This window comes from Streptomyces sp. NPDC059909 (assembly GCF_042730885.1).
Taxonomy (GTDB): Bacteria; Actinomycetota; Actinomycetes; order Streptomycetales; family Streptomycetaceae; genus Streptomyces.
Map to the genome: position 1 here is coordinate 97,463 of NZ_JBHWKX010000005.1, position 22,357 is coordinate 119,819.

The 22,357-nt window shown below is 71.5% G+C and carries 22 protein-coding genes; 15 read left to right on the plus strand and 7 right to left on the minus strand.

Translation table 11 applies throughout. From position 1 onward, the window contains the following. Nucleotides 1–43: 43 nt before the first annotated feature. The 8 genes from ACFV9O_RS06595 (at nt 44) to ACFV9O_RS06630 (ending at nt 7,397) form a co-directional block, all read left to right on the plus strand. Entirely contained in the window at nt 44–991 is a 948-nt protein-coding gene (locus tag ACFV9O_RS06595) for a hypothetical protein (protein ID WP_385413136.1), read from the plus strand. Continuing rightward, nucleotides 988–2,406: a peptidoglycan-binding protein gene (locus tag ACFV9O_RS06600; protein WP_385413138.1), complete on the plus strand. Its 1,419-nt coding sequence runs from the start codon at nt 988–990 to the stop codon at nt 2,404–2,406. The genes ACFV9O_RS06595 and ACFV9O_RS06600 overlap by 4 nt, the downstream gene beginning before the upstream one ends. After that, nucleotides 2,399–3,073 (plus strand): ABC transporter ATP-binding protein, encoded by a 675-nt coding sequence (locus ACFV9O_RS06605; protein WP_385413141.1) that lies wholly within the window; start codon nt 2,399–2,401, stop codon nt 3,071–3,073. Before ACFV9O_RS06600 ends, ACFV9O_RS06605 begins: the two co-directional genes overlap by 8 nt. Continuing rightward, on the plus strand, nt 3,063–4,358 hold the full coding sequence (locus ACFV9O_RS06610; protein WP_385413144.1) for an ABC transporter permease: 1,296 nt from the start codon (nt 3,063–3,065) through the stop codon (nt 4,356–4,358). The genes ACFV9O_RS06605 and ACFV9O_RS06610 overlap by 11 nt, the downstream gene beginning before the upstream one ends. 162 nt (nt 4,359–4,520) lie before the next feature. Then, the gene (locus ACFV9O_RS06615) at nt 4,521–5,291 is read left to right on the plus strand and encodes an SDR family NAD(P)-dependent oxidoreductase (RefSeq protein ID WP_385413147.1); all 771 of its coding nucleotides are present in this window, start codon (nt 4,521–4,523) and stop codon (nt 5,289–5,291) included. 126 nt (nt 5,292–5,417) lie between these two features. Then, nucleotides 5,418–6,170, plus strand: a complete 753-nt coding sequence (locus ACFV9O_RS06620) for a tRNA-dependent cyclodipeptide synthase (protein ID WP_385413150.1) — start codon at nt 5,418–5,420, stop codon at nt 6,168–6,170. After that, on the plus strand, nt 6,160–6,690 hold the full coding sequence (locus ACFV9O_RS06625; RefSeq protein ID WP_385413153.1) for a hypothetical protein: 531 nt from the start codon (nt 6,160–6,162) through the stop codon (nt 6,688–6,690). The genes ACFV9O_RS06620 and ACFV9O_RS06625 overlap by 11 nt, the downstream gene beginning before the upstream one ends. Continuing rightward, complete coding sequence (locus ACFV9O_RS06630; protein WP_385413155.1) at nt 6,582–7,397, plus strand: cytochrome P450; 816 nt, start codon at nt 6,582–6,584, stop codon at nt 7,395–7,397. Before ACFV9O_RS06625 ends, ACFV9O_RS06630 begins: the two co-directional genes overlap by 109 nt. A gap of 87 nt (nt 7,398–7,484) precedes the next feature. Here the strand turns inward: ACFV9O_RS06630 and ACFV9O_RS06635 are convergent, their stop codons facing one another. The 6 genes from ACFV9O_RS06635 to ACFV9O_RS06660 form a co-directional block, all read right to left on the minus strand. Beyond that, complete coding sequence (locus tag ACFV9O_RS06635) at nt 7,485–8,330, minus strand: EamA family transporter (protein WP_385413157.1); 846 nt, start codon at nt 8,328–8,330, stop codon at nt 7,485–7,487. Continuing rightward, the gene (locus ACFV9O_RS06640; protein ID WP_385413160.1) at nt 8,327–8,815 is read right to left on the minus strand and encodes a YbaK/EbsC family protein; all 489 of its coding nucleotides are present in this window, start codon (nt 8,813–8,815) and stop codon (nt 8,327–8,329) included. The genes ACFV9O_RS06635 and ACFV9O_RS06640 overlap by 4 nt, the downstream gene beginning before the upstream one ends. 55 nt (nt 8,816–8,870) lie before the next feature. Next, complete coding sequence (locus ACFV9O_RS06645; RefSeq protein WP_385413162.1) at nt 8,871–10,499, minus strand: penicillin-binding transpeptidase domain-containing protein; 1,629 nt, start codon at nt 10,497–10,499, stop codon at nt 8,871–8,873. Nucleotides 10,500–10,638: 139 nt separating this feature from the next. Continuing rightward, complete coding sequence (locus tag ACFV9O_RS06650; protein WP_385413164.1) at nt 10,639–12,189, minus strand: serine/threonine-protein kinase; 1,551 nt, start codon at nt 12,187–12,189, stop codon at nt 10,639–10,641. Nucleotides 12,190–12,375: 186 nt separating this feature from the next. After that, nucleotides 12,376–12,633, minus strand: coding sequence for a hypothetical protein (locus tag ACFV9O_RS06655; protein ID WP_385413167.1), 258 nt, complete (start codon nt 12,631–12,633; stop codon nt 12,376–12,378). A 61-nt stretch (nt 12,634–12,694) separates the two neighbouring features. After that, the gene (locus tag ACFV9O_RS06660; RefSeq protein ID WP_385413169.1) at nt 12,695–13,501 is read right to left on the minus strand and encodes a class I SAM-dependent methyltransferase; all 807 of its coding nucleotides are present in this window, start codon (nt 13,499–13,501) and stop codon (nt 12,695–12,697) included. 213 nt (nt 13,502–13,714) lie between these two features. Between ACFV9O_RS06660 and ACFV9O_RS06665 the strand changes: the two genes are divergently transcribed. Continuing rightward, nucleotides 13,715–14,458, plus strand: a complete 744-nt coding sequence (locus tag ACFV9O_RS06665) for a hypothetical protein (RefSeq protein ID WP_385413170.1) — start codon at nt 13,715–13,717, stop codon at nt 14,456–14,458. A 427-nt stretch (nt 14,459–14,885) separates the two neighbouring features. Here ACFV9O_RS06665 and ACFV9O_RS06670 read toward each other — a convergent pair whose 3' ends face one another. Beyond that, the gene (locus ACFV9O_RS06670) at nt 14,886–16,607 is read right to left on the minus strand and encodes a dolichyl-phosphate-mannose--protein mannosyltransferase (RefSeq protein ID WP_385413173.1); all 1,722 of its coding nucleotides are present in this window, start codon (nt 16,605–16,607) and stop codon (nt 14,886–14,888) included. A 53-nt stretch (nt 16,608–16,660) separates the two neighbouring features. On the opposite strand from ACFV9O_RS06670, the gene rsmI reads away from it, so the two are divergent. The 6 genes from rsmI (at nt 16,661) to ACFV9O_RS06700 (ending at nt 22,330) form a co-directional block, all read left to right on the plus strand. Continuing rightward, the gene (gene rsmI, locus ACFV9O_RS06675; RefSeq protein ID WP_385413176.1) at nt 16,661–17,560 is read left to right on the plus strand and encodes a 16S rRNA (cytidine(1402)-2'-O)-methyltransferase; all 900 of its coding nucleotides are present in this window, start codon (nt 16,661–16,663) and stop codon (nt 17,558–17,560) included. 129 nt (nt 17,561–17,689) lie between these two features. Continuing rightward, entirely contained in the window at nt 17,690–18,163 is a 474-nt protein-coding gene (locus ACFV9O_RS06680; protein WP_385413179.1) for a hypothetical protein, read from the plus strand. 42 nt (nt 18,164–18,205) lie between these two features. After that, nucleotides 18,206–19,081, plus strand: coding sequence for a TatD family hydrolase (locus ACFV9O_RS06685; RefSeq protein ID WP_385413181.1), 876 nt, complete (start codon nt 18,206–18,208; stop codon nt 19,079–19,081). Between the two features lie 143 nt (nt 19,082–19,224). After that, nucleotides 19,225–20,526, plus strand: a complete 1,302-nt coding sequence (locus tag ACFV9O_RS06690) for a ubiquitin-like domain-containing protein (protein ID WP_385413290.1) — start codon at nt 19,225–19,227, stop codon at nt 20,524–20,526. A gap of 95 nt (nt 20,527–20,621) precedes the next feature. After that, entirely contained in the window at nt 20,622–21,440 is an 819-nt protein-coding gene (gene rsmA, locus ACFV9O_RS06695) for a 16S rRNA (adenine(1518)-N(6)/adenine(1519)-N(6))-dimethyltransferase RsmA (RefSeq protein WP_385413293.1), read from the plus strand. Continuing rightward, entirely contained in the window at nt 21,437–22,330 is an 894-nt protein-coding gene (locus tag ACFV9O_RS06700; RefSeq protein ID WP_385413182.1) for a 4-(cytidine 5'-diphospho)-2-C-methyl-D-erythritol kinase, read from the plus strand. Before rsmA ends, ACFV9O_RS06700 begins: the two co-directional genes overlap by 4 nt. The last annotated feature ends 27 nt before the right edge of the window (nt 22,331–22,357 follow it).

The following is a 22,357-nucleotide window of genomic DNA, read 5'->3' on the forward strand; positions in this document are numbered from 1 at the left end:
CGGGGGCGGCAGCCCGCGCACGGACGTACGGACGGAACCGTCGGTGAACATACCTGTGAAGATCAAGACCCTCGCTCTGCCGGCTTCTGTGACGCTGGCACTGGTGCTCGGCGGTTGTTCCACGGCCGGGGAGGCGAGCCCTGACGAGCGCAAGTCCGCCCAGCGCGCCCAGGCCGCGCTCGACGCCTCGCGCGAGGACAAGCAGATGGCCGCGGACGCCGAGCTGAAACTGATCCGGCGCTGCATGGTCCAGAAGGGTTTCACCGTCTTCCCCGATGACGGCGGTGCGAGCGCTCCCGAATCCGAGCGTGCGCCGGGCTCACCGACCCTGGAGACCGCGCAGAAGATCGGTTACGGCCTCGACCCGCGCCGCACCGCGAACGAGAAGGGCACGCAGACCAGTTCGGACGCGTTCGATCAGCTCCCGGACAGCAAGAAGGCGGCCCATACGCTCGCGATGTACGGACGCGATGACGAACAGGTCACCTACGAGTTCGGCAGCGGGAAGGTGTCCATCGGCAAGACGGGCTGCATGGCGGAAGTCCGCAAGGAGCTCTACGACGACCTCGAGACCTATCTGCGACTGCACTGGACCGTCACCAACACGGTCAACTCCGACACCGGCGATGCCGTGGCCGAGAGCACGGACGTGAAGGACGCGCTGGGACGCTGGTCGGCCTGTATGAAGGAAGCCGAGCACACCGGCTTCAAGTCGCCCGACGACGCACGCAAGGAGGCGTCCACCGGCTTCGAGGGACTCGGGCCCGAGGACGAGCAGGCCCTCGACAAGGCCCAGGACCGCGAGATCGCCATCGCCGTGGACGACGCGAAGTGCGCACGCGGCAGCCGGCTCAACCAGTCACTGAGCACGGCCCGCGCCGATGCCGCCGCAAAGGTTCTCGCCGAGCACGAATCGGAGATCATCGCGTGGCGCGATCTGATGACCAAGGCCGCGGACAACGCACAGCGCCTGCTGCAGAAGACGTCGTGAGCAGCCCTTCCGAAGAGCGTGCCGCGCGGCCCCGCCGCCGCAAGCGCCCGACTGCCCTCGCCGTCGCCGCGCTGGTGGTGCTGGGGAGCTGCGGCTCCGTCTGGTACATCGCCGCCCAGGCCCGTACGCCGGAGCAACGCGCTGCCAATGCGGCGCCTCCGTCCGCCTCCCAGATCACCGGTGAGGTGTCCGGGGAGCCGCTCGTGGAGCGGCTCGAGCTCACCGGAACGGTGGCGACCGCCGGCCGTACCACCGTCACCGGGTCCCCGCCCGCGGGCACATCGCGGGCCGTCGTCACCGCCCTGCCCGTGAAGGCCGGTGACAGGATCACCGCAGGCTCGCCCGTGGTCGAGGTGTCCGGTCGCCCCGTCCTCGTCCTGCCGGGCCGGTTTCCCGCGTACCGGGATCTGCGCATGGGCGACAAGGGGCCGGATGTGCGGCAGCTTCAGCAGGCGCTGCGCGACCGCTATCGCCTGCCGGTCACGGGGACCTACGGGCCGGCGACAGCCGATGCGGTGAAGCGGCTGTACGCGGCCGCGGGCTACGACGCACCGGTCGGCGAGTCGTCCACCGCCACGGACCCCGGATCCGGGGAACGGTCCGCCGACGGCGGTGCGCAGGGCGCGGACGACGCCGCCCGCAACGGTGCGGAGACCGACGGCGGTACCGGTGCCGCGGCCACGTCCGGTGCATCGACGAGCTCCTCGGAGAGTTCGAGTACGCGCGGAGATTCCGGCGCGTCGCCCGGTGGCACGGACCGGACCGTGGCCGGAGGGCTGCTGCCTGCCGCCGAGATCACCTACGTCGGCTCCCTTCCCGCGACTGTCGCCGAGGTCGGCGGCCAGGTGGGCGGCGATGCCGACAAGCCCCTGGTGGTCCTGGGCAACGGTGGTCAGCACGTGAGCGCTGCGCTCACCGCCGATCAGCGCACCCAGCTGCGTGACCTGCCGGACGAGGCCAAGATCCTGTTCGGTGAGGGCCCTTACGAGGGGCACTCCGGTCGCCTGCACGCCCTGCGAACGGTCGCGGGGGACCAGGGCACCGGCGCGAAGAACGGGTCGGGCGACGGCTCGAAGGGCGAGCCGGCCCGGCAGGAAGCACTGTTCAAGCCGCAGGGCGGCCCCAGCGCGGTGCGCAGCGGAACCAGCCAGCGTGTCACGGTCGAGTTGCGGCGCAGCCCTGCGGACGCACTCAGCGTCCCGGTGTCCGCGGTCTGGACGGATCTCGGCGGTTCCTCCGTCGTCACCGTGATACGTGCGAAGAAGAAGCTCGAAGTGCCGGTCGAGGTGGTGTTCACGTTCGACGGACTCGCTGCCGTGAGGCCCGAGGGGGACGGTCTGCGGTCCGGCGACAAGGTTCTGCTCAGCCGCAACGGCGGCGAGGGAGCCGGCAGCACGGACGGGGCCGATGGCTGACACCTCTTCGGTCATCGAACTGTCCGGTGTGGGCAAGACGTACCCCGGGCCCCCGCCGGTGCACGCGCTCTCCGACGTGACGCTGGCGATCCGTACCGGTGAACTGGCCGCCATCGTCGGTCCGTCCGGTTCCGGGAAGTCGACCCTGCTGAGCGTGCTGGGACTGCTCGACACCCCCACCGGAGGCCAGTACCTCCTCCAGGGAACCGACACCACCGCTCTCACGGAGCGCGAGCGCACCGCCCTGCGCGCCGCGACGCTGGGCTTCGTCTTCCAGGCTTTCCATCTGGTTCCGCATCTGACGTGCGTGCAGAACGTCGCGCTCGCCCTGGTCCACCTGGGAATTCCACGCGCCCGGCGAAGGCCGCAGGCGGTCGCTGCCCTGGAGGCGGTGGGCCTCGGCCACCGCCTCGACGCACGACCGGGCACGCTGTCCGGCGGGGAGAAGCAGCGCGTCGCCGTGGCACGGGCCATCGTCCACCGGCCGGCCGTCGTGCTCTGCGACGAGCCGACGGGCAACCTGGACACCGCGAACTCCGCGCGCGTCATGGACCTGTTGCAAGGGCTGGTCGGCGCCGACCGGGCGGTCGTGGTCGTCACCCACGACCTCGATGTGGCGGCACGCGCCGACCGGGTCCTCAAGGTGGTGGACGGCCGTGTCTCGTAGTCGTAGAGCCTCACGCGGCCCGGGTGACCGGCCCGGCGGCCGGCGCCACGCCGGCGGCCGGCGCGATTCCCGGGGGCCCCGGCGGCCGCGTACGCACCCGCTGGACCTGCTGGCCCAGGCGTTCCTGGCGCTGGCAGGCCGCCGGGTCCGCACGCTGCTCACCACGGCCGGCATCGCGGTCGGTCTGGCCGCGGCACTCGCCACGGTCGGGATCACGGCGAGCGCGGCCGCGGCGGTCTCGGACCAGTTCGACGCGCTCAAGGCCACCCAGGTCACGGTGAAATACCCGGCGGAGCCCGTCAGCGGTATCCAGCCTCGTCCGGAGCCGTCCGCGGCACGCAAGGTGCGGGAGCTGAACGGGGTGCGCGCCGCGGGGCTGAGCAGCCGGGCAGCCGACCACCCGCTGGTGTCCCGGCTGGCCACCGGAACGGAGAACGAACTGCCCGAGGGCAGCGTCGCCGCCGCCGAGACCGAGGCCCTGCGGGCGCTGTCCGCCACCTTGGACCGTGGCCGCTGGTTCGACGCGGGCCATGAGGAACGGCGCGACCGTGTGGCTGTCCTGGACACCGCCGCGGCCGACCGGCTCCTCGTCGACGGAGCGACGCCCAATCCCACGGTGTACATCAACGGGACGGCCTTCACGATCATCGGCGTCTACCGTGCGCCGGAAGGCAACACCGATCTCACCAGCGCAGTCGTCCTGCCCTACTGGGCTGCGCGGGAGGCGCCGGCGGAACTGGAGTTCGCGCCCGCCGAAATGATCATCCATACCGACCTCGGTGCGGCCGACCAGGTCGGCAGCGAAGCGCCGCTGGCCCTGGCTCCGGGCGCACCGGAGAAGCTGGCGGCTCTCGTTCCTCCGGACCCGCGCTCACTGCGGCAGGGTGTCGAGTCACAGACGCGGGCGCTCTTCCTCGGGCTGGCGGCGGTCTCCCTCGGGGTGGGCGCCCTGGGCGTCAGCAACACGTCGTACGTGTCCGTGCTGGAACGGCGCGCGGAGATCGGGCTGCGGCGTGCTCTGGGCGCGTCCCGGCGGGCCGTGGCCGGGCAGTTCTGTGTGGAGAGCGGGCTTGTCGGGGCCGCCGGGGGAGGGCTGGGCACCGTACTCGGCGTACAGATCACGGCGCTGACCTGCCTGGCGAAGGGCTGGGTCGTGGTGCTGGATCCGGCACTGACGGCGGCCGGTCCGCTGATCGGCCTCGTGGTCGGGCTGCTGGCGGGTCTGTATCCGGCGCTCGCCGCGGCTCGGGTGCTGCCTGCGGAGACGCTGCGCGCCGGGGTGTGAGGCCCGAGGCGACCGATCGCATCGGACACGTGTGACCGGACTCTGGCCACGGCGGTGCGCGCGGCGGCATGATCGGCGGCAGTGCTGTCCCGGGGGCGACCCCGGACCCCCGGCAGGCAAGGCCGGCCGGGGTGACCGTGCGCGAGTCGGAAAGGGGACGCAATGGACCGGTTCGAGGGTTACGGCGTACTGATCACCGGAGCCGGCCAGGGCATCGGCGAGGCGATCTCCCGTAGACTGGCCTCCGAAGGCGCCCGCGTCCTCGTCACCGACCTCGACGGCGAGCGCGCCGCGGCCACCGCCCGGACGATCCCGCGCGCCGCCTCGTTCCCCTGTGACGTCGCCGACCGCGACGCCGTCGAGGCGGCGGTCGCCTACGCCGTCGAGGAGTTCGGCACCCTCGACGTCCTCGTCAACAACGCCTACTCCTGCGCCCTCGACACGCCGCTCTTCGAGGACCAGCCCGACGACACCTGGCAGCGGGACCTCGACATCGTCCTGACCGGAGCCTTCCGGTGCGCCCGCGCCGCACTCCCGCACCTCGCGAAGGCGGGCGGCCGCGGCGCCATCGTCAACATCGGCTCCGTCAACGCCGAGCAGGACTTCGGCAACCACGCCTACAGCGCGGCCAAGGCCGGCCTCGCCTCGCTCACCCGCACCCTCGCGGGCGACGCCGCCCGCCGCGGCGTCCGCGTCAACCAGGTCAACCCGGGCACCATCCGCACGCCCGCCTGGGACGGCCGCGAGCGCCAACTCGACGCCCTCGCCGGCGTCTACCCGCTGGGCCGCGTCGGCACCCCGGACGACATCGCGGCCGCGGTCGCCTTCCTGGCCTCCTCCGACGCCTCGTGGATCACGGGCACGACGCTGCGCGTGGACGGCGGCCTGCTGGCGGTCAACACCGGTTCTGCGCAGGTCCTTTCGGCCGACTGAACGGAACGTCCCGGTTTTGGACGCCCGTTGACACTCTCCGTGTGCGGCCGCTAACTTCGCGGCATCGTCGCCACACCAGGAGCACGAGGCTCCCTCGGGACTAGCGACGCGAAGGACGCTTTCAGGTTGACCACTGCAACCGTCTTCGAGAGCCACTCACTCATTCCGCCCACGATCGAGGCGGACCTCTTCAGAGTCCAGCCCTACACTCCGCACTGCCAGGTGATCCACGAGGCGGGCGACCATGCCGTGATCGGCGTCTCGCCGGGCAACAGCTACTTCTCGGCGCAGCGCGTACACGATCTCGCCCGCTGGGGCGTCGGGCACTTCGACCGGGTCGACTTCGTCTACACCGACCTGCACGTGGCCGAGATGTACGAGGCCTCCGGCTACGACCCGGACGACGCCCGGCGCAAGGCCGTCAAGAATCTGCGCGGAGTACGGGCCAAGGTGACCAATGCGGTCGAGGCCGTCGACCCCGGGGGCGGAAGACTCCGTGCCCACGCCATGTCGGACTTCACGAGCAATCCGGCCTACCGCGACCTCCACGGCCACCTCCAGGAACTCCTGAGGACGGACCGGGAGTTCCGCGCCACCTGCGACCAGCTCGTGGACGCGTTCCTCTCCTCCAAGGTCCTCAACGGGAAGGCCGCCACCGAGCGGCAGCGCGAGGTGTGCCTGCAGTACGTCTGCGCGGAGGCACCGCTGTTCCTGGACACCCCCGCGATCCTCGGGGTCCCGTCCTCCGTCAACTGCTACCACCAGCTCCTGCCGATGGCAGAACTCCTCTATTCACGGGGCGCCGGACTGCGTGCCTCCCGAAACCAGGGCCATGCCGTCGTCACGCCCGCCGAAGGAGACCACCCCGATGTCCGTTGAGACGCTCCTGGACAAGCCCACGGAGGAGCAGCCCGTGGAGAAGCGGCCCGTGGAGAAGCTCCTCGACTTCCCGTTCTCCTGGCGCGGCGACCAACTCCCCGACGAAATAACCGCCTTGCGCGCCGAGCCGGTCAAGCGGGTCCGCACCATCGCCGGTGACGAGGCGTGGCTCGTGTCCTCCCACACGCTGTGCAAGCAGGTCCTGGAGGACCGCCGGTTCAGCCTGAAGGACACCTCGGCGCCCGGTGTACCGCGGCAGTACGCGCTGACGATCCCGCCCGAGGTCGTCAACAACATGGGCAACATCACCGGGGCCGGCCTGCGCAAGGCGGTGCTCAAGGCGCTGAACCCGAAGAGCGAGGACTGGTCGACCGGCTGCGGTCGTACGCGGCCGAGCTGGTGGACGGGTTCATGGCCGAGGGGGCACCGGCGGATCTGCGCGGCCAGTTCGCCGACCCGTACTCGGCGGCCATGCACTGCCACATCCTCGGCATCCCGAAGGCCGACGCACCCCGCCTGATGCGGAGCCTGGACATCGCGTTCATGAATTCCGCCTGCCCCGTCACGGGGGCGAGGCTCAACTGGGACCGCGACATCGCCTACATGACCGAGCGGCTCGACGATCCCCTGACCACCGGGCTGATGGCGGAGATCGCGGACCTGCGCAAGGACCCGGACTACGCCCATCTCACGGACGAGATGCTGGCCACGGTCGGGGTGACGATGTTCGGCGCGGGAGTCATCTCGACCTCGGGATTCCTGACGATGGCCATGGTGTCCCTCATCCAGCACCCGGAGCTCAAGGCCGAACTGCTCGCCGACCCGACGAGGATCCCCGCGGCGGTCGACGAACTGCTGCGCATCAACCTGTCGATCGGGGACGGGCTGCCCCGCCTCGCCCTGGAGGACGTCACGCTCGGCGATGTGGAGGTGAAGAAGGGCGAGCTGGTCCTGGTCCTCGTCGAGGGCGCCAACTTCGACCCCGAGGTGTTCGCCGACCCGCACCGCGTGGACCTCGACCGCGAGAACAGCACCGCCCATCTGTCGTTCGGCGGCGGACAGCACTACTGCCCTGCCACCGCGCTGGGCAAGAAGCACGCGGAGATCGCGCTGGAGGTGCTGCTCGACCGGATGCCCGGGCTGCAGCTCGCGGTCCCCGTCGAACAGCTCGTCTGGCGGACCGGGTTCATGAAGCGGATCCCCGAGCGGCTCCCCGTCATGTGGTAGCCGTCCGACGCTGCCCGGCCGGGCGGGGCGGTGCGCCTCGCCCGGCCGGCCGGTCCGTCCTCGTCCGAGCGTCGGACCGTCCGGGCGTCAGCCCGTCCGCAGCATCAGCCCTATGCCCACCACCATCAGCCCCGCCGCCGCGATGCGCGGTCCGCCGAAGCGTTCCTTGAAGAAGAGGGCGCCGATGGCCGCACCGACGATGATGGAGGACTCGCGGAGGGCCGCGATCGGGGCCAGCGGTGCGCGGGTCTGCGCCCACAGGACCAGGCCGTACGCCGTCATGGCGAGCACCGCGCCGAGGAGTCCACGGGCCGCGTGCGGGCGGAGGGCCGGGAGCAGCGCGCCGCGGTAGCGGTGGTAGGTGTAGGCCGGGACCAGGACGCCTTCCAGGAGCATCAGCCAGGCGATGTAGCCGATCGCCGAGCCGGAGGCGCGCACGCCGATGCCGTCGACGACGGTGTACGCGGCGATGGACAGGCCCGTCGCGAGCGCGGCCAGCAGGGCGGGCCAGTGGGGGCGCGACTCCCGGATGCCCCACAGGGCCACACCGACCAGACCCGACGAGGCGACCGCGACCCCCGTCAACTGCCAGGCGCCCAGGGCCTCGTCGACGAAGACCACCGCCAGGACGGTCACCACCAGCGGCGCCGTGCCCCGCGCGATCGGGTACACCTGACCGAAGTCGCCCAGCGTGAACGACCGCATCAGCAGCACGTGGTAGCCGATGTGCAACAGCGCCGAGACGATCAGATACGGCCACGCGGCGGCGTCGGGCAGCGGGGCGAGGCAGGCGATCACCGCCCCGATCACCGCCGCGCCGCCCATGATCAGCGTGAAGGCGATGAGCTTGTCGTCGATGTCGTGCGCGATCGCGTTCCAGCTGGCGTGGGTGACGGCGGCCACGAGCACCGCCACCGCGACGAGAAGGCTCACGCCGTGCGCTCGCGCACGTCCACCAGCGTGGCACCGGCATGGGCGACCAGTGACTTGGGGTCCAGCGGGAACACCGCGTGCGGGGTGCCCGCGGCCGCCCACACCACGGCGTGCTCGAGCACACCCCGGTCGGCCAGCACCCGGGTCCTCGTACGGTGCCCGAAGGGCGGCACGCCGCCGATCGCGTACCCGGTCGTCTCCCGGACCAGGTCCGCGTTCGCCCGCCTGACGGCCGACGCGCCCAGCTCGCGCCGTACGAGCTCCACGTCCACCCGCGACGCACCGTCCATCAGGACCAGCACCGGTTCCCCGTCCGCCTCGAAGATCAGGGACTTGACGATCTCGCTGACGTCGCAGCCGATGGCGGCGGCCGCCTCGGCGGCCGTGCGCGTGGCGTCGGGGAAGCGGCGTACCTCGACCTGGAGGCCCAGCTCGCGCAGGGCCTCGGCGAATCGGGGGTGGGCATGGGTGTCGGAACTGGTCATGGCCCGCACGCTAGCGGTAGGTGTACGGGCCATGCGACCCCGTTTCAGGACCCGGTCAGCGGGCGTTGAGCACCGCGGCGACGAGCGGTCCCGCCGCGTCGCCGCCGTGCCCGCCGGAGTCGACGACCGCCGCCGCGGCGAGGTCGTCGGCGAATCCGGTGAACCAGCTGTTGGACGTGGCGTTCCCGTCGACCTCCGCCGAGCCGGTTTTCGCGCCCTTGTCGCCGCCAACCGGACCCATGGCCTTCGCGCCGGTGCCGATCGTCGCCGTACGCCGCATCATGTTGCGCAGCTGCTGGGCGACGGAGGCGGGCAGGCTGCGCGCGGCGGTGGCGCGCTCGCGGTCGTCGAGGTCGAGCGGCACGATGATGGGCTGCTTGAAGGTGCCGCTCTTGGCGGTGGCGGTGATGGACGCCATGTTGAGGGCGTTCATCTGGATGGTGCCCTGACCGATGTACTGGGCGGCCGCCTCGCCTCCCGACTCCTCCGGCACGCTGCCGTCGACGGACGGGATGCCGGTCTGCCAGTCGAGCCCGATGCCGAAGACGTCCCTGGCCTCCTTGGCCAGCGCGGCGTCGTCCTTGGTGTCGTCGATCAGCTTGATGAAGGCGGTGTTGCAGGACCGGGCGAAGCTGTCCTTGAAGGGGCGGCCGTCGAGCGTGAAGTTCTTCAGGTTGTGGAAGGTCCGGCCCTGGTACATGGCGTACTCGGGGCACTCCGCGGTCCGGTCGGCCGCGACCAGGCCCTTCTCCAGCAGCATGGCCGCGGTCACGATCTTCATCGTGGAACCGGGCGCCTGCTTGCCCAGGAACGCCGCGTTCCAGTTGCCCTTGCGGTTGTTGGCGACGGCCCGCACCTCACCGGTGCTCGGCTTGATCGCGACGACCGACGAATCGCCGTACCGCTTCACCGCCTGCTCGGCGGCCGCCTGCACACCCGCGTCGAGCGTGGTCTGCAGCGTGCCCGGCTCGCCCTTGGCGAGCGTGAGCAGGGTCCGCGAGGGCAGATCTTGGCCCGCGCCCTCGATGGTCAGCTCGACCCCCGGCTTGCCGCCCGCCTTGTCGCCGTACCGCTCGCGCAGCTCGTCCAGGATCGGCCCGAGCGAGGGGTACTTCTCCTTCGTCAGCTCCTTGCCGCCCTTGTCGACGGCCTTGATGGGCGGTGCGGATGCGGCACCCGTGCTCAGCGTCTCGCCCTTGCGCAGCTCGGGGTGGACGACCGCCGGCTGCCAGTCGACGAGCGGCCTTCCGGTGGTCAGCCCACGGACGACGGTGAGTTCGGAGCTGTAGCTCAGGGGCTTGCTCTGCCCCTCGTACGAGACCACGGCACTGACGGTGAACGGCACCTTCGCGCCGACCGCCTGCCCCGGCGTCAGCTTCACCTCGCCGATGTGGGCGTCGGCCTGGTACGAGGCGAGCACGGGCTCCGCCTCGGCCGCGTTGTTGGTCAGCTCCGCGGCGGCCTCCGGCTCGCCGCCGGCCCATGCCGCGAGGAAGTCCTTCGCGGTCGTCCGGATCTCCTCGGCGCTGGGCGGCCCGGTCCGCTTGGGCGCGGACTGCGACGTGCCGTCGGTGCCGCTGCCGCCTTCCCCGCCCATCAGTACGTTGTACGCGCCGTAGGCCATCCCTCCGGCGAAGACGATGAACACGCCGCCGATGACGACGACCTTCGCTCCACTGCGCATTGTTGCGGTCCCCTCCCCAGGAGTCCCCCTGGACTTGAACATGTTCAAGGAGCTGTCCCGAGGAACTCTACGGGGCGGGAGCGACAGGCGTGATGGCTGTTATGAGACTGTGCCCGCGCGGATCCGCCCGGGCACGGTCTCAAACGGCCGAGCCGGGGATACGGCTGCGGACGCGGAAGGCCCGTGCGCACGCCATGACGATCACCATGAGCGCGGCAGGGACGAGCAGGGCCAGGGTGGGCAGGGCGAGGACGAGGGTCAGCACGAGTTCGGGCGACTTGTGCTCGGCGTCCACGGCCCACAGCACGGAGCGCAGCCAGCCGGCCGACACCAGCACGGTGAGCGCGAGCAGCAGCCAGTGGACGATCGAGGCGACGGTCCATCTGCGGACGGCCATCGGGGACCGGGACGGCAGTCGTCGGCGCAGCAGGTGCAGCGTGACGGCGGAGACGAGCAACGGCCCGACGAGGGAGAAGTGCCAGGTGGTGTCCAGTGCCCACTGGTAGTCGTCCCAGCCGGGGCTCGCCGGGGTCAGCTGGGGGTCGGGGTTTCGCAGCTGGGCGTCGATCGTGTCGCGACCGCCCGCCATCACCAGCAGCGGCAGCAGCGCGATGAAGCCGAGGAGCGGTCTGCCGAGCAGTCCCCGGGTCGCCCATGCGGCGCCGACGGGCTTTGCGGAGCCGGGCGGTTGCTGCCACTGCCCGGGGGGACGGTGACCCTGCGGTGCGGATCCCGGTCGCACCCCGGCCGGTCCCGCCTGCCCGCCGGCCGCCACCGGCACCTGGGCCGGTACGCCCTGTGCCCCGAACAGTACGGGTGCGGGACCGAATTCCTGGCGGGCCTCCAGGTCGAGCACCCACGCGGCCCGGCGTGCGACCGCCGAGGTCAGGGACGCCGGCAGCCAGTCCGGGTCCGCGGTTATGTTCTCCCGGGCCTGAGCGACGAGTTCCGCGAGAGACGATCGCTGCGCCGGGTCCTTGGCCAGGCAGCCCCGTACCGCCTCCGCGAAGGTGCCCGGCAGCCCGGAGAGATCCGGCTCGTCGTGCACCACGCGGTAGCCGAGCTCAGGCCCCGCACCGGAGCCGAAGGGGCCGCGCCCCCTGCCCGCGTACGCGAGGAGGACGCCCAGCGCGAAGATGTCACTGCGCTCGTCGACCTCCTCCTTCCCCGTGATCTGCTCCGGGGACATGAAGCCGGGCGAGCCGATGACCAGGCCCGTGCCGGTGAGGCCGGCGTCGTCGGCCGCGCGGGCGATGCCGAAGTCGATCAGGCGGGGTCCGTCGAGCGCGAGCAGCACATTGGACGGCTTGAGGTCGCGGTGCACGAGGCCCGCCTTGTGCACAGTCGTGAGCGCCTCGGCGAGACCGCCGAGCAGCCGCCACAGCGCGGGTCCGTCCAGCGGCCCGTGCTCGTGGACCGCCTCGGCGAGCGAGGGACCGGGCACGTACGCGGTGGCAAGCCACGGCACCGCCGCATCCGGGTCGGCCGCCACCACCGGTGCCGTGCCCGGGCCGGACACCGCCTGGCACGCCCGCACCTCACGCGCGAACCGCGCCCGGAACCCGGGGGCGTCCGACATGCCCGCGTGCACGGTCTTGAGCGCCACCGTGCGGCCGCCCGGCGACCGGGCGAGATAGACGCGCCCCATGCCGCCCTCGCCGAGCAGGAACAGCAGACGGTAGGCGCCCACCTCGCGCGGATCGTGTGGTGACAAGGGCTGCACTGCGTCCCCCAAGGCTGTTCGGGCGCCCACATCCTGGCATGCGCCCTTCGGCACCGGGAAGGGAAGTCCGTGATCACGGGCCCGTACGGTCCGCCCGTCGCCGGCACCCAGGTGTCCAGCCACATCCTGGCGCTGCCGGCGCAAAAGGTTCCCTCAGGTGTTGCGGCGTCGCGCCTGGCGCGCCTGCTCCTCGCCCGCCTTCAGCAGGAGCTTGTACTTCCAGAGTGCGCGCCTCTCGTCCCGCGTCAGATGGTCCGCCAGTCGGCCCACCTCGTCCCAGGCGGCGGCCCTGGCCGCTCTGGCACGTGACCAGTCGCGGCGCGATATAGCCGCCTTCAGGTCCGTCATGTGCTCGTTCAGCTTCTTCTTTGCAGCCTTCTGCCTTTTCGTCAGCTTCGGTGACGCGCTCACCTTTGCCTGTCGCTCTTCCCAGGCGGGTCCACCAGTGAGGAGGTGCACGCGCGGCCGGCCCCTATGCGTCATCGGCTTCTCCTTCGCCCTCGCTCTGCTCCTCCCGGAGCAGCCGACGCAGGTCCGTCTCGAAGGCGGTGCGGCGCGGGCCGAACAGGTGCGGAGCCGAGAACGACATCGAGAACACCCAGGCGACGACATCGTCATACGTGCGTTCCAGCGCCTGCCCGCCGGAAACCACGTGACGCTGAGGACCGGAGAATCCCGCCCGGGCAAGCACCGCCGCCTCATCGCCGGGTGTTCCCTGCGGCAGCACCCCTCGGCCGGCTCGTCGCACCGGTCCCAGGTAGTGCCTGACCAACTCCTCGATGGCCGCATAGGGCACCGCCGGATGCGGAAGACCCTCGACGGATCGGCTCTCCGTCTTCAAGTCCGAGATGTGCACCAGCGCCCCGCCGGGCCGGAGCATGTCCCGGATGGTTGCCGCCACCAGGTCGCGATCCATCCAGTGGAAGGACTGGCCGAAGGTCGCGACGGTGAACGTTCCAAGACCCGCGGGCAGATCCTCGGCCCGGGCCTGCACCCAGTGCGCCTTCTCGGTCACCCCTCGCTCGGCGGCCCCGCGCGTGGCTTCCTCGATCATCTCGCCGTCCGGGTCCACGCCGACGATCTCACTGAACAAGTGCGCCAGACTCAGGGCGAGGGTTCCCGGTCCGCAGCCCACGTCGACGAGGCGCCCTTGCCCGTCGAGCTTCAGGACATCGGCGAGCACCTCCACCAGCCCAGGGGCATAGGGAAGCCTTCCGCGCTGGTAGTAGGCGGCAGTACCCGAGAACAACGTGTCGTCCCACTCCCAGCCGGCCGCCACGCCCGCTCACCACCTTCACAGAGATCCGCAGCTGCGAAGCTGCCGATGATTCCACGGCTCGATTCGAGGAACAGCCGGGAATCCGTGCGGCGGACATCAGGACGTCAGCAGCCCCCCGCACCCTCACAGGTGTCGCCCAGCCAGACCCAGGTGTCCAGCCACATCCCTGTCGGGCCAGTGTGTCCGACCGGCCGGATGCCGGAGCTCGCCCGAATGGCTCAGCAGTACACCACCCGCGGTGTGGCGTCGGCTCAGGATGAGACGGTGAACACCGCTTCCCGCGACACACCCGGCACCCGGGTCAGGCATCACCCTCGTGCGAGGCGATTCGAGTCGGTGCATCTGTGGATCACCACTGCCACCGGCCTGGTTGCCCTGGTCGTGTCGCTCTACAACTTCGCGGAGCTACAGCGGGAACCGGACATCGACGTCACCCTGCCCCATCTCGTCCGCATCTCCCAGGACAAGGACGTGTGGCTCTACCTTCAGCCAACTCTCTCCACACGCATCAAGACGCAGGAAGTCGAAGTGGTCATGAACGCAGAGCTTCGGCTGAAGCCCACCGGCCCAATCGCCAACTCCAGCAAGCCGGAGTTCTTCTGGGATGAGACGGGCACCTGGACCTACGGCCTCAAGGCGAACGAGCTGTCCTACCAGCGGGTGGCCGATCCCGTGCCGCTGCTCGTAAGCCAGGACAAGCCCCAGCAGCCGACGATCCTGTTCAACGCGATCGCCTGGAATTTTCAACCTGGGCGGTACGAAGGAACGCTGCGCCTGCACCGGGCGAGCAGACCCGAGCCGTTGGTTTCCCGGTTCTGCTTGGACATCTCGGAGCAGGCGCTGAAGCAGTTCCAGAGTGGCGGGCAACGAAGGTTCTTCAGCTTCCGTGACGATCTTCCCGCCTCCGCCGGCGGATCGCGAAGCTCTGGTTGCTACCGTCTGCCTCCGTTTGATTAGATCTGGCCGGTCACCCCGTAGCTCGTGCGCATCAGTCAAGGTCAGCTGCCGGTCCTGGCCAGGGCTCGAATCAATCCGTTTGAGCCGTCTCGCACCTTGGCGGCCTGAAGGACGCCTCGTAAAGGCTGTCCACAGCCTTCGTGTACGCCCTCACTGCCTCTATCCGATCCCCCTCTGACCTGCAGCGCGAGGCGTTCTCCGGATCTCGGGACGCACTCTGAGCAAGATCGGACAACTCGTCATGCACGTATTGGGGGCTGCGGCGCGTCGGGGACCCCTCCCTGGTTGGAGGTGCAGAGGCGCGCGGTCTGTGGCTCTCTCTCGGGCCGTCTGTGGGCAACGAAGGGTGCCTGATGACGCCCAGCAACGACCAACAACGCCCGCGAGGGCGCGGCGGCCCGCTGCGCCCCCACGGGCGTCCGCCCAGCTAGACCCAGGTGTCCAGCCACATCCTGTTGCGCCAGTCGTCCAGCGGGATTGCCTGGCCCGTGTAGATCGGCCAGAAGTAGATGAAGTTCCAGATGATCAGCAGCACCAGCACGCCCGCACCCACCGCGCCGATCGTCCTGCGCCGTTCGTCCGACCCGGGCGAGCCCACGATCGCGCCGATCATCATCGCGACCGCGAGACACAGGAACGGCACGAAGACGACCGCGTAGAAGAGGAAGATCGTGCGTTCCTGGTAGAAGAACCACGGCACCCACCCCGCCGCGACGCCGCAGGCGATCGCGCCCGCCCGCCAGTCGCGGCGGAAGAGCCAGCGCCACAGGACGTACGCGAGGGCGAAGCACGCGGCCCACCACAGCAGCGGGGTGCCGATCGCCAGGACCTCGCGGGCGCACTTGCCCGCCGTCGTCACGGGGCAGCCGTCCCGGCCGGCGGGCGGGTCCTCGTAGAAGTAGGAGACGGGGCGGCCCAGGACGATCCAGCTCCACGGGTTGGACTGGTACGTGTGGCCCGAGGTCAGGTTGACGTGGAAGTCGTAGACCTCGGTCTCGTAGTGCCAGAGACTGCGCAGCCAGTCGGGCAGCCAGGACCAGGTCCCGCCCGGCGCCTCCCTCTCGGCCCAGTCCCGGAAGTAGCCCTTGTCGGTGACGATCCAGCCCGTCCAGGAGACGACGTACGTGACGATCGCCACCGGCACCGTCGAGACGAACGCGGGGACGAGGTCGCGCCGCAGGACCGCCGTGTACGGACGCACCGCGCCCGCCGTGCGCCGGGCGCCGGCGTCCCACAGCACCGTCATCAGGCCGAAGGCGGCCAGGATGTAGAGGCCGTTCCACTTGGTCGCGAAGGCCAGGCCCAGCATCAGCCCGGCCGCGATCCGCCACGGCCGCAGGCCCAGCCGCAGGTTCTCGGCGACCTCCGTGTCGGGCCGCAGCACACCCTCCTCGTCCACCGGCAGCGCGGCGGCCAGCCGCCCGCGTGCCCGGTCGCGGTCGACGAGCAGGCAGCCGAAGGCCGCGAGCACGAAGAACATCAGCACCTGGTCGAGCAGCGCCGTGCGGCTCATCACGAAGTGCAGCCCGTCCACGGCGAGCAGCGCGCCCGCCAGACAGCCGAGGAACGTCGAGCGGAACAGCCGTCGCCCGATCCGGCAGAGCATGAGCACGGACAGCGTGCCGAGCACGGCCACCATGAAGCGCCAGCCGAAGGGCGTGAAGCCGAAGAGCTGCTCGCCGAGGCCGATGACCCATTTCCCGACCGGGGGGTGGACGACGTAGCCGGGTTCCGCGGGCACGAGGACCGCGTTCGGATCCGCCAGGACCGACTTGTCGATGTCCTTCGGCCAGGAGCCCTCGTAGCCCTGGTTGATCAGCGCCCAGGCGTCCTTCGCGTAGTACGTCTCGTCGAATATCACCGCCTTGGGGCTGCCCAGGTTCCAGAACCGCAGCACCCCGGCCACCAGCGCCACCAGCAGTGGCCCGCCCCACGCCGCCGCCCGCTCGGCCGTCCGGTGCGCCGACGGGGGCACCCCGAGCAGCGACCACAGCCGGGCGGACGGCCGCGTGTACGGAGGCACGAGCCGGTCGCGCAGCCCGATCACGGGCCGCGGCACATGGCCGAACCTGCGCAGGCGCTGCTGCCAGGAGGGCGGCTGTTCCACGGCGTCCGTCCCGTGCAGGGCCTGTGGTGCAGTACTGGTCACCGCGCCATCGTAGGGAACGCGTCTGTGCGATTGGTGTGTCCCGCCCTGCGAGGATGGCTCCTGTGACTGGATCGGTGACTGGAACGCTCGTACTCGCAGGGACGCCCATCGGCGATGTGGCGGACGCGCCGCCGCGGCTGGCGGCGGAGCTGGAGACCGCCGACGTGGTCGCGGCGGAGGACACCCGGCGGCTGCGCCGGCTCACCCAGGCGCTCGGCGTGCAGACCCGCGGCCGGGTCGTGTCCTACTTCGAGGGCAACGAGTCCGCCCGTACGCCCGAACTGGTCGAGGCGCTGGAGGGCGGGGCCCGGGTGCTGCTCGTGACCGACGCCGGGATGCCGTCCGTCTCCGACCCCGGCTACCGGCTGGTCGCCGCGGCCGTCGAGAAGGACATCAAGGTCACGGCCGTGCCGGGCCCCTCCGCCGTGCTCACCGCGCTCGCCCTGTCCGGGCTCCCCGTGGACCGCTTCTGCTTCGAGGGCTTCCTGCCCCGCAAGGCGGGCGAGCGGCTCGGCCGGCTGCGCGAGGTCGAGGGCGAGCGCCGCACCCTCGTCTACTTCGAGGCGCCGCACCGCCTCGACGACACCCTGGCCGCCATGGCCGAGGTCTTCGGTGCCGACCGCAGGGCGGCGGTCTGCCGCGAGCTGACCAAGACGTACGAGGAAGTGAAACGCGGCGGCCTCGGCGAGCTGGCGGCGTGGGCGGCCGAGGGCGTACGCGGCGAGATCACGATCGTCGTGGAGGGCGCCCCGGCGGCAGGGCCCGCCGAGCTGGACGCGGACGAACTGGTGCGCCGGGTGCGGGTGCGCGAGGAGGCGGGGGAGCGGCGCAAGGAGGCGATCGCCGCCGTCGCCGCCGAGGCGGGGCTACCCAAACGCGAGGTGTTCGATGCCGTGGTGGCGGCAAAGAACGCGGATCGAAAGGCCCCGGCCAACGGTAAAGGGCTAACCTGAAAGGCAAAGCACCGACCGTGTGGCGAGCCTTTCGGGCATGGGAAGACCAAATTTCCTTCCATTATTCGACAGGCGCTGATGCGCTCCCGCCGGAAAAGGCGTCCACTGGATCAGTGGAGAGGAGCTCACGTGAGCGAGATCGCAGGTATCCGCGTCGCGCACGAGGCCTACGGCTTCGCCTGCATGCGCTGCGGATACGGCTGGGAGCAGGCGTACGAGATCGAGCACCACACGGACGCCGCAGGACACGACTTCATCATCTACAAGGCGGACGGAATACACGTTCCGTCGCCGCTGTCCCGGCCGACGTGCCTGAACTGCGGCGAGCACAAGGTGCGCATCATGCGGGCCGGTCAGGTCTCCTCGGTGCGGAACACGCTCGACGAGCACTACCACTACCGGGTCGCACCGGGTATCGCGGGGCCCGTCCCAGCGACCCACTCACCCGCCAGGAAGGCACCGGCTGCGACGGAAGCGCCGGCAGCGACGGAAGAAGCGGCCGGATCCGCGGCGGCGAAGCCCGCTGCCGCTGACGACGTGTCCGCTCCGGCACCCCGCAGGCGCCTGTCCGACCTGTTCCGCTCCTCCCACCACAAGCGGTAGCCGTACGGCGGCGCCACGGACGGGGCTCGTAGGATCGCGTTCATGAGCCCCAAGCCCGACGCCACCCCTCCGCCGCTGCCGGCACCGCTGAGCGTGCCGGTCGCCGACTCGCACACCCACCTGGACATGCAGAGCGGCACCGTCGAGGAAGGCCTGGCGAAGGCCGCCTCGGTCGGTGTGACGACCGTCGTCCAGGTGGGCTGCGACATCAAGGGCTCCCGCTGGGCCGCCGAGACGGCCGCCGCGCACGAGAACGTGCACGCCGCGGTGGCGCTGCACCCGAACGAGGCGCCCCGCATCGTGCACGGGGACCCCGACGGCTGGTCGCGGCAGGGGGCCAGGGAGGCGGGCGGGGACGCCGCCCTCGACGACGCGCTCGCCGAGATCGACCGGCTCGCCGCGCTCGAGCAGGTCAGGGCCGTCGGTGAGACCGGTCTCGACTTCTTCCGCACGGGCCCCGAGGGCGTCGCGGCCCAGGAGGCGTCTTTCCGCGCCCATATCGAGATCGCCAAACGCCACGGAAAGGCCCTCGTCATTCACGACCGGGACGCGCACTCCGATGTGCTGCGCATTCTGACGGAGGAAGGCGCCCCCGAGCGGACCGTGTTCCACTGCTATTCCGGGGACGCCGACATGGCCCGTATCTGTGCGAACGCCGGGTACTACATGTCGTTCGCCGGCAATGTCACCTTCAAGAACGCCCAGCCGCTGCGCGACGCGCTCGCCGCCGCCCCGCTGGAACTCGTTCTTGTGGAGACTGACGCGCCATTCCTGACTCCCGCGCCGTACCGCGGACGGCCGAACGCGCCGTATCTCATTCCGGTCACGGTCCGGGCGATGGCCGCGGTGCGCGGGATCGACGAGGACGCGATGGCGAGGGCGATCGCCGCGAACACCGCACGGGCATTCGGTTACTGACCGATAACGGCACAATCGTGCACGACACTGCGTAGTCGCGTCGCTTTGGAGAGTGACCGACGCTCCGCTAGGGTCCCGGCCTCGTGAGCACTTCACAGGGCAGTCACCGTGCCGCACGTGGCGGGCGCCGCGCCGGCCGGCTCATGGAGCCCGCGCCGCCCCCGGTGCCGCCGGCGCCGGTCGCCGTCCCGGCTCCGGTCCGGATCCCGGGGTCGGCCGTGTCGCCGTACGAGCCGACGGTCACGGCGCCGGTGTACGCCGCCGCGGACACCGCTCCCGCAGGCCCTGGAGCCCCCGGTCGCGCCGAGGCCCGCCGCGCCGCCCGCCGTCGCAGGACGGGCATGGGCGGATCCTCCGAAGCCCTGCGCCGCATCGTCCCGCAGGCCCTCGTCGTCGCCTTCCTCGCCGGCGGCACCACCGCCTTCGTCGCCGCCGACAAGGCCGTACGGCTCAGCGTCGACGGCGTACCCCGCAGCCTGCACACCTTTGCCGACGACGTGCGCGAGCTGCTCGCCGACGAGGGCGTGACCGTGGGCGCGCACGACATCGTCGCCCCCGCCCCCGGAGCCCCCCTCTCCAGCGGCGACGAGGTCGTCGTCCGCTACGGCCGCCCCGTCACCCTCACCCTCGACGGCCGCCGCCGCACGGTGTGGACCACCGCCCGCACCGTCGACGACGCACTGCGCCAGCTCGGGGTGCGGGCCGAGGGCGCGTTCCTGTCCGCGTCCCGCTCCCTGCCGATCTCCCGCAGGGGACTCGCGCTCGACGTACGCACCGAGCGGACCGTCACCGTCATGGCCGACGGCCGCGAGCGCACCATCCGTACGAACGCGGCGACCGTGCGCGAAGCGGTCGAGCGGGCCGGGGTCACCCTGCGCGGCCAGGACACCACGTCCGTACCGCCCGGCGGCTTCCCGCACGACGGCCAGACCGTCACCGTCATGCGGATCACCCGCACCCAGCAGGTCCGCGAGGAGCCCGTCCCGTACGACACCGTCAGGGTCCAGGACCCGGCCCTGCACTCCGGCACCGAGGTGGTCGAACGGCAGGGACGGCACGGCGCCCGGCGCGTCACGTACTCCCTCCGCACGGTCAACGGCGTCCGGCAGAAGCCGAGGAAGATCTCCGAGGAGGTCGTACGGGAGCCGGTCACCCAGCGGGTCAAGGTCGGCACCAAGCCGCTGCCGGACTCGGTCGGGGGCGCCGACGGCCTCAACTGGAAGGCGCTCGCCCAGTGCGAGTCGGGCGGGCGGCCCCATGCCGTCGACCCGTCGGGGACGTACGGCGGGCTGTACCAGTTCGACACCGGCACCTGGCGCGCGCTGGGCGGAAAGGGCCGCCCGCAGGACGCGTCCCCCGCCGAGCAGACGTACCGCGCGAAGAAGCTCTACGTACAAAGGGGGGCGAGTCCGTGGCCGCACTGCGGCCGTAGGCTGTACCGGTGAGCACCAGCACCGATCCCGATGGCCCGTCCGGCCCCGACGGCCCCACCGGTTCCACCGGTCCCTCCGGCCCCGATACCCTCCTCGGCCCCGCCGACATCCGTGAACTGGCCGCAGCGCTCGGGGTACGCCCCACCAAGCAGCGCGGCCAGAACTTCGTCATCGACGCCAACACGGTCCGCCGGATCGTCCGCACCGCAGAGGTACGCCCCGACGACGTCGTGGTGGAGGTCGGACCCGGGCTCGGCTCGCTCACCCTCGCCCTGCTCGAAGCCGCGGACCGCGTGACGGCCGTCGAGATCGACGACGTCCTCGCCGCCGCGCTGCCGAACACGATCGCCGCACGGATGCCCGAGCGGAAGGACCGCTTCGCGCTCGTGCACTCCGACGCGATGCACATCCAGGAGCTGCCGGGCCCCGCGCCGACCGCGCTCGTCGCGAACCTCCCGTACAACGTGGCTGTGCCCGTGCTGCTGCACATGCTGGAGCGCTTCCCCACCATCGAGCGCACGCTCGTCATGGTCCAGTCGGAGGTCGCCGACCGGCTCGCCGCCCGGCCCGGCAACAAGGTCTACGGCGTCCCGTCCGTGAAGGCCAACTGGTACGCGGAGGTCAAGCGGGCCGGCGCGATCGGCCGCACTGTCTTCTGGCCCGCGCCCAATGTCGACTCGGGGCTCGTGTCCCTGGTCCGGCGGACCGAGCCGCTGAGGACGACCGCCTCCAGGGCGGAGGTCTTCGCCGTCGTCGACGCGGCCTTCGCCCAGCGCCGAAAGACCCTGCGCGCCGCGCTCGCCGGCTGGGCGGGCTCCCCCGCGGCGGCGGAGGCCGCATTGGTCGCGGCCGGCGTCTCGCCGCAGGCGCGGGGCGAATCCCTGACGGTGGAAGAGTTCGCGCGCATCGCGGAGGCCAAGAAGTGAGCGTCACGGTACGAGTGCCCGCCAAGGTCAACGTCCAGCTGGCGGTGGGCGCCGCGCGGGTGGACGGTTACCACGACCTGGCCAACGTCTTCCTCGCCGTCGGCCTGTACGACGAGGTCACGGTGACCCCGGCCGACGAGCTGACGATCACCTGCTCCGGCCCCGGCGCGGACCAGGTCCCCCTGGACCGTACGAACCTCGCCGCGCGCGCCGCCGAACTGCTCGCCGCGCGCCGTGGCATCGACCCGGCCGTCCACATCCACATCGCCAAGGACATCCCGGTCGCGGGCGGCATGGCGGGCGGCAGCGCCGACGGCGCGGGCGCGCTGCTGGCCTGCGACGCGCTGTGGTCCACGGGGGCGTCGAAGGCCGAGCTCCTCGACATCTGCGCCGAGCTCGGCAGCGATGTGCCGTTCAGCCTCGTCGGCGGCGCGGCGCTGGGCACGGGCCGGGGCGAGCGGCTCACGGAGCTGCCCGTCGGGGGCGCCTTCCACTGGGTGTTCGCGGTCGCCGACGGCGGGCTGTCCACCCCTGCCGTGTACCGGGAGTTCGACCGCCTGAACGCGGGCGTGGACGTCCCGGTCCCGGTGGCCTCCCCGATGCTCCTCGACGCCCTGCGCACCGGCGACGCGACTGCGCTGGCGGGCGCGCTCGTGAACGACCTGCAGCCCGCCGCGCTGTCCCTGCGCCCGTCCCTCGCGGACACCCTCCGCGCCGGCACCGATGCCGGCGCCCTCGCGGGCCTCGTCTCGGGGTCCGGGCCGACGACGGCCTTCCTCGCGAAGGACGCGGACGCGGCGGAGCAGATCTCCGAGGCCCTGCAGTCCTCGGGCACCTGCCGCTCGGCACGCGTGGCCGCGGCGCCGGCCCCGGGGGCGACGCTCCTGTAGCCCGGGGGCCTCGGCCCCGGTGCGGGG

Bases quoted from the DNA above. Each gene is read 5' to 3' on its own strand.
- ACFV9O_RS06605 (WP_385413141.1), top strand. From the start codon at position 2,399: ATGGCTGACACCTCTTCGGTCATCGAACTGTCCGGTGTGGGCAAGACG.
- ACFV9O_RS06615 (WP_385413147.1), top strand. From the start codon at position 4,521: ATGGACCGGTTCGAGGGTTACGGCGTACTGATCACCGGAGCCGGCCAG.
- ACFV9O_RS06625 (WP_385413153.1), top strand. From the start codon at position 6,160: ATGTCCGTTGAGACGCTCCTGGACAAGCCCACGGAGGAGCAGCCCGTG.
- ACFV9O_RS06630 (WP_385413155.1), top strand. From the start codon at position 6,582: ATGGCCGAGGGGGCACCGGCGGATCTGCGCGGCCAGTTCGCCGACCCG.
- ACFV9O_RS06640 (WP_385413160.1), bottom strand. From the start codon at position 8,815: ATGACCAGTTCCGACACCCATGCCCACCCCCGATTCGCCGAGGCCCTG.
- ACFV9O_RS06645 (WP_385413162.1), bottom strand. From the start codon at position 10,499: ATGCGCAGTGGAGCGAAGGTCGTCGTCATCGGCGGCGTGTTCATCGTC.
- ACFV9O_RS06665 (WP_385413170.1), top strand. From the start codon at position 13,715: ATGGCTCAGCAGTACACCACCCGCGGTGTGGCGTCGGCTCAGGATGAG.
- rsmI (WP_385413176.1), top strand. From the start codon at position 16,661: ATGGCTCCTGTGACTGGATCGGTGACTGGAACGCTCGTACTCGCAGGG.
- ACFV9O_RS06685 (WP_385413181.1), top strand. From the start codon at position 18,206: ATGAGCCCCAAGCCCGACGCCACCCCTCCGCCGCTGCCGGCACCGCTG.
- ACFV9O_RS06690 (WP_385413290.1), top strand. From the start codon at position 19,225: ATGGAGCCCGCGCCGCCCCCGGTGCCGCCGGCGCCGGTCGCCGTCCCG.